Here is a 12,549-nt window from a genome sequence, read left to right on the forward strand (position 1 = left end):
GGCCGTTTATTATTTCTTTAGAAGGATGGGCCGGTACACAACGATATGCCTCCGTATGGTCTGGAGATCAAACAGGCGGTGAGTGGGAATACATCCGATTCCATATTCCAACATTTATCGGTTCGGGTTTATCTGGGCAACCCAATATAACCTCTGACATGGATGGTATTTTTGGTGGTAAAAACCCTATCATCAATGCAAGATGTTTTGAATGGAAAACCTTTACTCCGATGCAGTTAAATATGGATGGATGGGGCGCAAATCCAAAATATCCGGAAGCGATGGGAGAACCCACCGCTTCTATCAATCGTACCTATTTAAAATTAAAATCAGAATTGCTTCCATACACTTATAGTCTTGCTAAAGAAGCGGTGACAGGCTTACCTATAATTCGTGCAATGTTCTTAGAGCAGGCCAATGCATATACTTTAGGAAAGGCGACAGCGTATCAATTTATGTATGGTCCGAGTTTTTTGATTGCGCCAATTTATCAGGCAACTGAAATGGATAAAGATGGCAATGATATTCGCAATAATATTTATTTACCAAATGGAACTTGGGTTGATTATTTTACGGGACAGGAATATAACGGAAACTGCATTGTCAATAGTTTTGATGCGCCAATCTGGAAGTTACCTGTATTTGTAAAAAGAGGGTCGATTATTCCGATGAATAATGCGAATAATCATGTTGGAGGAATTGATGAGAACTTGCGTAGCTACGAGGTTTATCCCTTTGGGCATTCTTCTTTTACACAATACGATGACGACGGAACTACGCAAGCGTACAAAAATGGAGTTGGAGCTACAACGCTAATAGAATCTAGTTTGGACGGTGATAATGCGACCGTTACAATACACCCAACTAAAGGCAGTTTTAATGGTTTCGTAAAACGAAAAATTACTGAATTTAAAATAGATGTTTCAGCAAAACCTAAAAAAATTACGGCCAGTATAGGTGGCAAAACATCAAAATTAACTGAAGTGAAAACTTTGGAAGATTTTAATAAAAGCAGCGATGCCTATTACTATAATGCCGCGCCGAACTTAAATCAGTTTGCAACAGCTGGTAGTCCTTTTGCGAAATTAAAGATAACTAAGAACCCTCAAGTATGGGTTAAAGTTGCATCTACAGATATTAGCTCAAATAGCGTTATTGTAGAGGTCAAGGGATTTGAATTTAAAACCCCTGATAACCTAAAAACGCATTCCGGAATATTGACAGCTCCTGCGAACGTTTCCGTACCGGACAGTAACAAAACTGCTTATTCTCTGAACCTTACTTGGCATGCGGTTTCTAATGCTGACTTCTATGAAATTGAGTTTGATCATATGCGTTATACAACAATAAAGGGTACACATTTCCTATTTGAAAACCTGAATCCGAAAACAAATTATGCATTCAAAATTAGGGCAGTAAATAAAGGAGGGTTTTCAGATTGGGCGGCGTTAACAACCACAACAAATGTTAACCCCTTGGAATTTGCTATTCACGGTATCGTTGCAAAGGCGACGGCCAATTCGGAAGACGGGAATGAATTATCTAAATTATTCGATTTTGATGAAAATAGCATCTGGCATACAAGCTACGGTAAAACTGCGGTTCCTTTTGATATTGTAATGGATTTAAGAACCATTAATCAATTGGATAGATTTGAATATCTACCTCGCATTAGCGGCAGGAACGGTATTCCTGCGAAAGGTACGGTTTATTACAGCTTAGATAAAAACAATTGGGTTATTGCCGGCACATTTGATTGGAATATTAGAGATAACGGTAAAAAGGTTTTTGATTTTGCTCATCATCCTTCGGCTCGTTACATAAAAATTTCAGTGACAGAAGGCGGAGGCAATTATGGGTCAGGTAGAGAACTTTATGTATTTAAAGTGCCTGGAACGGAAAGCTATTTGCAGGGTGATATCAATAATGATCATAAAATTGACAACAACGATCTAACTTCTTATATGAATTATACTGGTTTGAGAAAAGGAGATGCAGATTTTGAAGGGTATATCAGTAAAGGTGATATTAATAAAAATGATTTAATAGACGCTTACGATATTTCTACGGTAGCAACGCAGTTAGACGGCGGTGTGAAATTAGAAGATAGCGCGAAAAAAGTTTCCGGCTCTTTGGAAATGAGTACTGCAAAACAGACTTATAAAAAGCGTGAAACGATTGATGTAATAGTAAAAGGTACCAACCTTACGAATGTAAATGCATTGAGTTTTGCGTTGCCTTATAATCCGCAAGATTATGAATATATAGGTGTGCAAACGCTTAATACAAAAGATATGGAGAATTTGACTTATGACAGATTGCATTCTGATGGCAGTAAGGTTCTTTATCCGACATTTGTAAACCTAGGGGACAAAATCGAACTGAATGGCAACGATAAGATTTTTATTATTAAATTCAAGGCGAAACAAAACCTTCATTTTAATCTTAAGTTTGATAGTGGAGTGTTGGTAGATAAAAGTTTGAATTATTCGGCCTTTTAAAAGCAGCTATTTGTTAAAATAAGCTAATAGTCTTAATTCATGGTCCCGACTAACGTTGACGGTCGGGACTTTTGTATCAAGATCGCCGCCTTCCATTTTTTGCAGGTATACTATGTTTTTGCACTTCCGGGAGCAAACCTGCTCCGTTTATTAAAAAGTAAGAATAGAAAAGAGTGGGGACTTTAAAAGTTTGTTGATTCATTTTGAGCATTATTTCTGTATAATATGCCAAATATTGGGTATCACTCAAACTGTTGATCATTCATTTCCAGGAAGCTTTGCACATTAAACAATAAAAAAAGCTAGTTTTGCAAAAAAATACTATGAGTATCTCGGATATTTTATTTAAAAAGAATCAGGAAAAAGCAGTAGCTAATTTAAAGCTAGGCGAAGATTTTTTAACCGAAAACAAAAACAAGGCTAATGTTATAGCCCTGGAAAGTGGCTTGCAATATGAGGTTTTAAATGAAGGTGAGGGAGATAAACCAAGCGCGATAAGCAATGTTACCTGTCATTATCACGGCACTTTAATCAATGGAACTGTTTTTGATAGCTCGGTACAACGTGGCCAACCTGCTACTTTCCCTTTAAACAGAGTAATTAAAGGTTGGACAGAAGGTTTGCAGCTGATGAGGGTAGGTAGTAAATATCGCTTCTTTATTCCTCCACATTTGGGTTATGGTGACAGAGCCGTAAGTGCGGAGATTGGCGCTAACAGCACTTTGATTTTTGATGTGGAATTATTGGCAATAAGCTAATTGAAATAGCGAACAAGATACAAAAGGCGCGCTAAAGCGCCTTTTCCATTACATAGTCATTCATGAAATAACCATGACCAATGGGTATATCCACTTCTTCGACGATGCAGAAACCCATTTTTTTATAAAAGTCTAATGCGCTATTGTATCTATTTACATTAAGTTGTAGGATTTTTGACCCATTTTTTTTTGCTGTTGCAATGGCAAAATCTAATAAGAGCCTGCCATAATTTTTGCCTTGGTGATCCGGCAATAAATACAATTTATGCAGTTTGCTTTTAGCTTTCTGAGTATTCTCAATATCAATAAAACCAATATTTTCGACGCCTTCCTTCAATAAATAAAATTGGTGGCCCTGACTCATTTGTTCTACTAAAGCATCCGTGGCATATATCTTATCCAGCATATAATTGAGTTGCTCATTAGATAAGATTTTACCATAGGTCGCGGGCCACGTAGTCTTTACAATCCCCTGTAAGACTGGAATATCGATAGTTGTAGCGGGCGCAATCATAAATAAAAATTACAGATCTGAGAGACTATCCTCAATTGTTTTAATTCTGGCTTCAGCATCTAATTGTTTCTTTCTTTCAATCGCTACGATCTCAGGTTTAGCATTCTGTACAAAACGTTCATTATTTAATTTTTTCAAAACGTTTTGCAGGAAATTCTTTTGATATTCCAAGTCATTTAATAATCCGCTCTTCAATGCTTCCGTGTCAATTTGCTGATTGAGTGCTATGAAAAATTTATCTTTTTCGATAGTCACAATAACTGTTCCATTTACTGATTCTTCAACAAAATCAATACTTTCCGCATTTATTTGTTTCTTTAAAATGGATTGAAAAATATGAAAAACATTTCTATTTTCGGTCTGAATATATAGTTGGATACTTTCTTTTGGCTTTACATTATTCTTGTTTCGAACGTCGCGAATATTGGTAACTATATTCTTCAATAAATCGCCATGCGTCAATACAGTTTGATCAAAAGGTTGAACTGGAGAGAATTGTTTTATGCACAAATCGTCTAGTTGCTCCCTCAATAAATGGTATATTTCCTCAGTAATGAAAGGCATATATGGATGCAGAAGTTGCAACAACTCTTCGAAGAAAAAAATTGTTTTTTCGTAAATAGTTTTATCTATATTTTGTCCGAATGCAGGTTTTATCCATTCTAGATACCAGGAGCAAAAATCATCCCATACCAAAGAATAAATTGATTTTAAGCCCTCGCTCAGTCTAAATTGTCCGTGCAGTTGTTCGGCTTCTTTTTTTACCTGCTCTAATCTGTTTTCAAACCATTTTACAGCAAAATTATTTTCTGCTTCCGAAGTGGTCGCGGCCTCTATTTTAGCTTCCCACATTTTCAAGAGCTTCAAAGCGTTCCATAATTTGTTGTTGAAATTTCTTCCCTGTTCTAAGGACGCCTCATCAAATAATAAATCGTTGCCTGCCGGAGAGGAAATCATAATGCCAAAACGCACGGCGTCAGCGCCATAAGTGTCAATCAGATTTAATAAATCCGGTGAATTACCCAAGGACTTTGACATTTTCCTTCCTTGTTTATCACGTACCATTCCTGTAAAATAAACATCTTTAAATGGAATCTCATTTTCGTATTCCATGCCGGCCATCACCATTCGTGCCACCCAGAAAAAAATAATATCTTGACCTGTTACTAATACAGAAGTAGGATAATAATATTTAAACGCCTCATTATTCGGCTGGGAAATGCCGTTGAAAACTTCTATAGGCCATAACCATGATGAAAACCAAGTGTCCAGTACATCCTGATCCTGCGTAAGCTTAACGCTCAATGCCAAATGGTCAAGAGTGCTTTCATCATCAGTGTTTTCTCCTTCTTTTTTTAGCTTTTGACGCTTGGCTTCCTGTTCCGTCGTTGCAACAAACACGTTTCCCTGTTCGTCATACCAAGCAGGGATTTGTTGCCCCCACCAAAGTTGCCGCGAAATACACCAATCCTTTACATTTTCTAGCCAATGTCTATAGGTTGCCAAAAATTTATCGCCCGGATGGATTTGTATGTCACCATCAACTACGGATTTTAAAGCCGGTTCTGCAAGTTCCTGCATTTTTAAAAACCACTGAGTAGAAATCCTCGGTTCTACCACTACACCCGAACGCTGAGAATAACCAAGACGGGTAGAATATGTTTCTTCTTTTGTCAACAATCCCTCTTGTTTTAACTGCACTACCACCTTTTCCCTAGCTACAAAACGGTCGAGGCCGACAAAAACTTGGGCCGCTTCGCTTAACGAGCCGTCTTCATTCAAAGTGTCTATAACTTGCAGATTATGTTTAATGCCTAAGTTATAATCGTTGATGTCATGTGCAGGGGTTACTTTTAGCGCGCCGGTACCAAAACTGATATCGATATAATCATCAAAAATTACCGGAACGACACGATTTACCAATGGCACAATCAATTGTTTTCCTTTTAGAAATACATATCGTTCATCGTTGGGATTCACACAAACCGCCACATCACCCATAATCGTTTCCGGGCGTGAAGTAGCGACAACGACATATTTGGAAGGATCTTCTTTTAATAAATATTTTACGTAATAAAGTGTCCCCTGTACGTCTTTATGTTCTACCTCTTCGTCACTCAAGGCTGTTTTTGCAGCGGGATCCCAGTTGATCATGCGTGCACCACGATAAATCAATCCTTTATTGAAAAGATCGATGAATGTTTTGATTACGGCTTTGTAATAATGATCGTCCATTGTGAATGAAACCCTCTCCCAATCAACACTACAGCCTAGTCGTTCTATTTGATTGTAAATAATTCCGCCGTATTTTTCTTTCCATTCGAAGGCATATTTTAAAAATTCTTCGCGGGAAAGTTTGCCCTTATCTATGCCTTTATCTTTTAGCATTTGCACAACTTTGGCTTCGGTGGCAATAGAGGCGTGGTCGCTACCTGGTACCCAGCAAGCATTAAAACCACTCATGCGTGCACGGCGTATCAAAATATCCTGAACAGTTTCATTCAATGTATGCCCCATGTGGAGCACACCGGTAACATTTGGCGGTGGTATCACTACCGTAAACGGCGTACGGTTATCTGGTTTGCTATTAAAATATTTCTTCGATTTCCAGACGGAAGACCATTTATTTTCAACTTCCGCGGGTATATAATTTTTGCTTAATTCCATTTTGCAAATATAATGGTTGGAAAATGATTTTTACAATTTGAAAAATATCTATTGCGGAGAAAAAAGAATTCGGCTTTTTTATAAATTTCTGCGTAAGATCTATAGTCTTTTGGCCTGTGGGGTGTAAGTAATTATCCCTGATTAAATAATGATCCGACGAAAAGATATGTTCTTCCCAAAATGCTTAAACAGAAAAGACCTGTGAGATGACTGGCAAATGTGATAGGTTGGCTCTACTTTTGCCTTCTTTAAGACGGATTCTTGCTACAAACCAAACTTTCTTTCAAAACCATCTTTTAAAAAGAAGTTGAAATGGTTGATGCTGGGTCGTTGCGTTGTGCAGGAATCTGCATTGCTTTTATTGAAGCCGCTAAATATAGAGTGAAGAAGGCTAGTTTTTACATTCGTATTAAAGGATGAAGATGCTTCGTTAATACTGCTTTTGCAGGCTACAAACGAAAACAAGATTGTAGTGAATATAAAAAACTTACGCATAGCTTTTGTTATTGCACGTCAAAGATAGTTTTTTTTTGAAATTGGCGATATTCTGCGCAATTTTTTCGGTAAGTGGTTTTATATATAAAACTAGTTATCGAAAAAAGGCTTAACATTGCTGCTGTTTTTAAAATGCAAATGGCAGATTTATGTATGCAGTAGTAGATATTGAAACGACAGGAAGTCCAGCAAAAAATAACGGTATAACGGAGATTGCGATTATTTTATATAATGGAAATGAGGTAGAGGAGAAATATGAAACACTTGTCAACCCTAGATTCCCTATTCCTAAATATGTAGCGAAACTTACGGGTATAAGTAATGATATGGTGGCAACTGCGCCTTATTTTGAAGAGGTTGCAGCGCATATTTATAATTTGTTAAAAGATCGTGTATTTGTAGCGCACAATGTAAGTTTCGATTTTCCTTTTGTGCAACATTTTTTGGGGGCAGCAGGATATAATTTAACTGCACCTGTTTTATGTACACTTGATTTAAGCAGGAAAACCTTCCCTAATTTTGAAAAACATGGGTTATCTTCTATTTGCGAAGAATTAAAGATAGATATGAAAAGCCATCACCGTGCGGGTGGTGATGCGATGGCTACGACAATATTACTGGATATGATTATTAAAAATGGAGGAGAGAAACTGGTGAAATCTCTCATCGCAAGATGATGAATGACTCAACAGATGCTGTTATTCCAGATCTTTTTTCTCTACCGTTTCTATTCTTACCGCATAGTCGTTCGGATAAATTCGTCTTCCTCTAATTAAAGCGTTGGCACGAGTGAAAGCCGCTCCAAAATATAAAATGATGGCTGAATAATAGATCCAAGATAGAATAATGATAATAGAACTTGCTGCGCCAAAAGTGTTATTAATACTGCTTTTTTGCAGATAATATCCAATTATAAATCTGCCCAACATAAATAAAATGGCGGTGGTAATGGCACCAATAAAAATATCGCGCCATTTAATTTTCGCATCGGGTAGTACTTTAAAAATAGTAGCGAATAATATTGTTGTAGTAAAAAAAGTAATGGCGATATTAATGATATAAGAGAAGAAAACGGTGGTTTCTGGAAATATACGATTGAATTTATCCATGAATGCTGCGAGTACTGCATTTACCAACAGGGAAACTAATAAAATAAAGCCTAGACTTATTACAAGAGAAAAACTCAGAAGCCTATCGAGGATCAATTTCAACCAACCTTTTTTAGGTTTAGCACGTACACGCCAAATAATGTTGATTGAACTTTGTATTTCTGTAAAAATACCTGTAGCAGAGATCAACAAGGCAATAACGCCAATGATTTGCATAATTGTTCCTTGGTGGAGCGAAATTACATTTTGAATAACAGTTTGTATTTGCGCTGCCGCCCCATCTCCAACGAAAGCGCGTATTTGCTGGAATATATAGCCTGAAGGTTTTTTGCTCGCAAAAATGGAGGTCAGTGAAAGTATAATAACCAGCATTGGAGCTAATCCAAAGATGGTATAATATGCCAAAGCGGCACTCATGCGTAAAATATTAAGCGCGGCAAAGTCCCTGACGGTTTCGATAAATGCTTTTACAATATGCTTCAGTTCTTTAATCATTGTAATTTTTCATTATTCAAATGACGATTGGCATCTCGGGTGTTTTTCTTTTCAAAATTTTTCTGTAATGCTTCTGTCAAGTCAATTCCCGTTTGATTGGCAAGGCAAAGTAAGACCCATAACACGTCCGCCATTTCATCGGAAAGGTTTTTATTTTTGTCATTATCCTTGAAGGATTGTTCGCCATAAGTTCGCACTACCAGTCTTGATAATTCGCCAACCTCTTCCATTAATATTCCTAAATTAGTTAGCTCGTTGAAGTAACGTACACCGGTTGTTTTGATCCAATCATCTACTTGTTGTTGCGCTTGTGCTATTGTCATTTTCTTAATTTGATTATCGAGGTTTTTCAAAATTCGCAAATTTTCCGGCTATTAAATTTAATTTATTCCCTGTTTTTCGTGTCTATCCAGATAGTTACAGGTCCATCATTGAGTAAAGATACTTTCATATCGGCACCAAAAATACCTGTTGCAATTTGCGTTCCTAAGTCTCTTTCAAGTTGTGCAATCATTTTTTCGTACAATGGAATTGACATTTCTGGTTTTGCTGCTTGAATATAGGATGGTCTGTTTCCTTTTTTCGTGCTGGCATGCAAGGTAAACTGACTCACAAGCAAAATATTTCCATTGCAATCTTTTAAGGACAGGTTCATAACGGAGTTGTCATCGTTAAAGATTCTAAGATTGACAATTTTATTACTCAGCCATTGAATATCTTTTTCTGAATCAGAAGTTTCAATTCCTATAAAAATCAATAGGCCACTATTTATTCTCCCAATAATTTTATTTTCGACTTCCACAGAAGCCCGAGAAACTCTTTGAATAAGTGCTCGCATAAATTTGTTTATTTTTGTAAAATAGCTACGAAGTTACGTTGTTATAAAGATGTGTTTTCTCAATTCAATTTTAATTTCTCATTCGCACTTTATATTTTTATGATGGATATCACTTCTGAAATAATTTTTAAGACCGCACGTAGTGGTGGCAAAGGTGGTCAAAACGTGAATAAGGTAGAGACGATGGTGGAAGGTCGTTGGCAAATAGAAGAATCCACTTTTATCAATGAAGAACAAAAACTTGTTTTATTTGCTAAACTTTCATCTCGAATAACCAAAGATGGTTGTTTATTGGTAAAATCACAGGTAGAAAGGTCTCAATTAGCCAACAAGGAATTAGTGGTAGAGAAAATGAACAGTTTGGTAAACAATGCATTAATCAAGAAAAAAGCACGCCTTGCTAGCAAGCCGACTAGGGCGTCGAAAGAAAAAAGGCTGGAAAGCAAGAAAATACAATCTTTAAGAAAACAGAACAGAACAAAGTTTAATGATTTTGAATAATTAAATGACAATATGTTGAATTCGTAATTATATGACCAACCATAATTCATAAATCAAAAATATAGTCCTTACTTTTGATGCAAAATTTTCAAACTTGAGTGGTATAAAACAATTAGCTGGACAAACGGTTTGGTATGGTTTGAGTAATATCGGAGGAAAATTCCTTAATTATTTAACTGTTCCGATTGTTACATATTTAGTAGGGTCACGTGTTGGGATGGCGCAGGTGGGGTCATATAGTGTCTTATACTCTTGTATCGCTTTTTTAAATATTGTTTTTACATATGGCTTTGAAACGGCTTATTTTCGTTTTTCTAATAAGGAAGGTATCAGCCAGAGATCGTTATTTCAAACCGCGTTTACTTCTCATATTATAAGTACGCTTTGCTTTGGTTTGCTTCTCTTCTTATTTCGTGCACCGTTGGGTAATTTTGTTGGAGTAGATGGACACTATATATATATATCTTGGTGTATAGCCATTATTATTTTTGATACTTTATCGGTAATACCGCTTGCCAAGTTGCGCAAAGAAAATAGGCCCCGAAAATATGCCTTTGTAAACCTTGCGGGTATTTTTGTTTATGTAGCGCTTAATGTTTTATTCCTGGGTGTTTTTCCGAAAATAAAGACTGGGTTTATTCATGATTGGACAATCCATCAGACTGTTGAAGGGTTGCTGCTTCAAGCAAATATCGCGCAAGCAGTAGTTACCTTCCTGTTATTGTTTAAGGAATGGATTGGGCTTAAATTGGAATTTAGCAAAAGTCTCTGGAAGCAATTGTGGCGTTATAGCTCTCCTATGATTATTGGTGGGCTTGCCGGAATGACTAACGAAGTAATGGATAGGTTGATGCTTCAAAAGTTATTGCCATTATCCAAATCAAGCGCAGACATACAGGTAGCTATTTATGCAAATTGTTACAAGCTGGCGATTTTTGTTACCTTATTTATTTCAGCATTTAGAATGGCAGCGGAACCCTTTTTCTTTAATAAGTCTAATGATGCAAATGCACGCCCTATTTACGCCCGAGTAATGAAATGGTTTGTCATTACCCTAGCTATTGCTTTTTTATTCACTGCATTATTCTTGGACGTTTTACAATATATTTTGGGACCAAACTATCGTAGTGGTATCGGTGTTGTTCCTATCTTACTGGGGGCTAATTTGTGTCTGGGTATCTATTATAATCTGGCTATCTGGTACAAGTTGGTAGATAAGATGCGCATAGGGATGTTCATTACTTTGTTTGGCGCGTTTATTACACTAGTTGGCAACTATTTTTTTATTCCAAGATATGGATATTATGCTTCGGCATGGACTACCTTTATTTGCTATTTTGTAATGATGATTATTTGTTACCTGCTAGGACAGAAGAAATTTCCTATTCCCTATAATGTCAAAAAAATATCGGCTTATTTGATCTCAATGTTGATTCTGTTTTTTATTCATCAGGGTGTTGCTTCACTTACTGAAAGCATTATGATACGTGTATTATCGGGCGTTGTACTGATGGGTCTGTTTTTACTATTGGTATTTAATGCAGAGAAAAAAGAGTTGCGTTCGATGCCGGTAATTGGCAAGTTTATTAAATAGAAAAAAACACATATATGCTGAAGAAACTTCAAAAAGAAACCTTTCAGTTTTTGAAAATATTAAAAGACAATAATAATCGCGAATGGTTCGCTGCGAATAAAGACAAATATTTAGCGGCCAACGAAGATTTTATAGGTTTTATCGCTTCCCTGATAAAAGAGATCGCAAAGTTTGATCCTTCAGTATCCTTGTTAGAAGCGAAATCTTGTGTTTTTCGCATTTATAAAGATGTACGTTTTTCAAAAGATAAATTACCTTATAAAACCAATTTTGGGGCGGCAATTTCTCCAAGGGGCAAGGGCAATGGTTTTGCTAATTATTACTTTCATCTTGCGCCCGAGGGAAGTTTTTTGGCAGGGGGTGCCTATATGGTAGACCCCAAAGCTTTAAAATCAATCCGTCAGGAAATAAGTTATAATGGAAGGGAGTTTTTGAAGATTATTCAGAACAAAAAATTCCGGGAATATTTTACACTAGATGGAGAAAAATTAGTGAATGTTCCCAGGAATTTTGACAAAGAAGACCCAATGGGGGAATACCTAAAATACAAGCAGTTTGTCATGTATCACGCTTTGGATGAAAAAGAGGTTTTCTCTGAGAATTTTATCGCCTATTGCACTAATATATTTAAGACAATGGTTCCTTTCAACGATTTTTTGAATACAGCAATGATGGATATCTCTTAAGTTTTATGTTTGGATGAAGAGAATTTAATAGGAAGAGCAGATTTGGAAAGGTACATTTCGACGAATAATAGGCAAAAGAACGGGATATTTCATGAGAGGAATTAGTTAAAGTACGCATTACTAAACCTATCACGTTATATAGGCATATTAACTGGGTAAAAATAATTGCTTTGTAGCTTACTCGTACTAGCTATGATCAGATGAGAGGTTGTCGAATATTTTTTATGGATGAAGAGTGTTTTCTATTCTTAACTATTCTGCTTCTTAATAAAATAATAATCTTTTTATGTATTTTAATCATTTAACTTTGATAGAATCATTTTAACGGTTCCATCAAATGAGAACAATTGCCTTTATCCTCGTAATCGGGATATGTTTACAATCCAAAGCC

General features: G+C 36.3%; 12 protein-coding genes. 6 read left to right on the plus strand and 6 right to left on the minus strand.

Translation table 11 applies throughout. The annotated features are described in order from the left end of the window. On the plus strand, nt 1-2,501 hold a 2,501-nt coding region (locus ACQR30_RS05065; RefSeq protein WP_429732189.1), incomplete at its 5' end, for a TIM-barrel domain-containing protein. Between the two features lie 308 nt (nt 2,502-2,809). Beyond that, on the plus strand, nt 2,810-3,259 hold the full coding sequence (locus ACQR30_RS05070) for an FKBP-type peptidyl-prolyl cis-trans isomerase (RefSeq protein WP_429732192.1): 450 nt from the start codon (nt 2,810-2,812) through the stop codon (nt 3,257-3,259). 31 nt (nt 3,260-3,290) lie between these two features. On the opposite strand, the gene ACQR30_RS05075 is transcribed toward ACQR30_RS05070, so the two are convergent. The 3 genes from ACQR30_RS05075 to ACQR30_RS05085 form a co-directional block, all read right to left on the minus strand. Further along, entirely contained in the window at nt 3,291-3,773 is a 483-nt protein-coding gene (locus ACQR30_RS05075; RefSeq protein WP_429732195.1) for a GNAT family N-acetyltransferase, read from the minus strand. A gap of 9 nt (nt 3,774-3,782) precedes the next feature. After that, entirely contained in the window at nt 3,783-6,440 is a 2,658-nt protein-coding gene (locus tag ACQR30_RS05080; RefSeq protein ID WP_429732198.1) for a valine--tRNA ligase, read from the minus strand. Between the two features lie 264 nt (nt 6,441-6,704). Continuing rightward, on the minus strand, nt 6,705-6,935 hold the full coding sequence (locus ACQR30_RS05085; protein WP_429732201.1) for a hypothetical protein: 231 nt from the start codon (nt 6,933-6,935) through the stop codon (nt 6,705-6,707). Nucleotides 6,936-7,084: 149 nt separating this feature from the next. Between ACQR30_RS05085 and ACQR30_RS05090 the strand changes: the two genes are divergently transcribed. Continuing rightward, nucleotides 7,085-7,612 (plus strand): 3'-5' exonuclease, encoded by a 528-nt coding sequence (locus ACQR30_RS05090; RefSeq protein WP_429732204.1) that lies wholly within the window; start codon nt 7,085-7,087, stop codon nt 7,610-7,612. A 21-nt stretch (nt 7,613-7,633) separates the two neighbouring features. Here the strand turns inward: ACQR30_RS05090 and ACQR30_RS05095 are convergent, their stop codons facing one another. The 3 genes from ACQR30_RS05095 to dtd all read right to left on the minus strand — a co-directional run bounded on the left by ACQR30_RS05095 (nt 7,634) and on the right by dtd (nt 9,377). Next, nucleotides 7,634-8,539, minus strand: a complete 906-nt coding sequence (locus tag ACQR30_RS05095) for a YihY/virulence factor BrkB family protein (protein WP_429732206.1) — start codon at nt 8,537-8,539, stop codon at nt 7,634-7,636. Continuing rightward, nucleotides 8,536-8,862 (minus strand): nucleotide pyrophosphohydrolase, encoded by a 327-nt coding sequence (locus ACQR30_RS05100; RefSeq protein ID WP_429732209.1) that lies wholly within the window; start codon nt 8,860-8,862, stop codon nt 8,536-8,538. The genes ACQR30_RS05095 and ACQR30_RS05100 overlap by 4 nt, the downstream gene beginning before the upstream one ends. Before the next feature lie 62 nt (nt 8,863-8,924). Then, nucleotides 8,925-9,377, minus strand: coding sequence for a D-aminoacyl-tRNA deacylase (gene dtd / locus ACQR30_RS05105; RefSeq protein WP_429732212.1), 453 nt, complete (start codon nt 9,375-9,377; stop codon nt 8,925-8,927). A gap of 99 nt (nt 9,378-9,476) precedes the next feature. Between dtd and arfB the strand changes: the two genes are divergently transcribed. The 3 genes from arfB (at nt 9,477) to ACQR30_RS05120 (ending at nt 12,158) form a co-directional block, all read left to right on the plus strand. Then, the gene (gene arfB / locus ACQR30_RS05110; RefSeq protein ID WP_429732215.1) at nt 9,477-9,878 is read left to right on the plus strand and encodes an alternative ribosome rescue aminoacyl-tRNA hydrolase ArfB; all 402 of its coding nucleotides are present in this window, start codon (nt 9,477-9,479) and stop codon (nt 9,876-9,878) included. Nucleotides 9,879-9,972: 94 nt separating this feature from the next. After that, entirely contained in the window at nt 9,973-11,472 is a 1,500-nt protein-coding gene (locus ACQR30_RS05115) for an oligosaccharide flippase family protein (protein ID WP_429732218.1), read from the plus strand. A gap of 14 nt (nt 11,473-11,486) precedes the next feature. After that, nucleotides 11,487-12,158, plus strand: a complete 672-nt coding sequence (locus ACQR30_RS05120) for a DUF2461 domain-containing protein (protein WP_429732220.1) — start codon at nt 11,487-11,489, stop codon at nt 12,156-12,158. The last annotated feature ends 391 nt before the right edge of the window (nt 12,159-12,549 follow it).

This window comes from Arachidicoccus sp. (assembly GCF_050436765.1).
In the GTDB taxonomy this organism is placed as follows: domain Bacteria; phylum Bacteroidota; class Bacteroidia; order Chitinophagales; family Chitinophagaceae; genus Arachidicoccus.

Coding starts and splice junctions, on each gene's coding strand:
- ACQR30_RS05080 (WP_429732198.1), bottom strand. CDS start 6,440: ATGGAATTAAGCAAAAATTATATACCCGCGGAAGTTGAAAATAAATGG.
- ACQR30_RS05075 (WP_429732195.1), bottom strand. CDS start 3,773: ATGATTGCGCCCGCTACAACTATCGATATTCCAGTCTTACAGGGGATT.
- arfB (WP_429732215.1), top strand. CDS start 9,477: ATGATGGATATCACTTCTGAAATAATTTTTAAGACCGCACGTAGTGGT.
- ACQR30_RS05100 (WP_429732209.1), bottom strand. CDS start 8,862: ATGACAATAGCACAAGCGCAACAACAAGTAGATGATTGGATCAAAACA.
- dtd (WP_429732212.1), bottom strand. CDS start 9,377: ATGCGAGCACTTATTCAAAGAGTTTCTCGGGCTTCTGTGGAAGTCGAA.
- ACQR30_RS05095 (WP_429732206.1), bottom strand. CDS start 8,539: ATGATTAAAGAACTGAAGCATATTGTAAAAGCATTTATCGAAACCGTC.
- ACQR30_RS05120 (WP_429732220.1), top strand. CDS start 11,487: ATGCTGAAGAAACTTCAAAAAGAAACCTTTCAGTTTTTGAAAATATTA.
- ACQR30_RS05090 (WP_429732204.1), top strand. CDS start 7,085: ATGTATGCAGTAGTAGATATTGAAACGACAGGAAGTCCAGCAAAAAAT.
- ACQR30_RS05085 (WP_429732201.1), bottom strand. CDS start 6,935: ATGCGTAAGTTTTTTATATTCACTACAATCTTGTTTTCGTTTGTAGCC.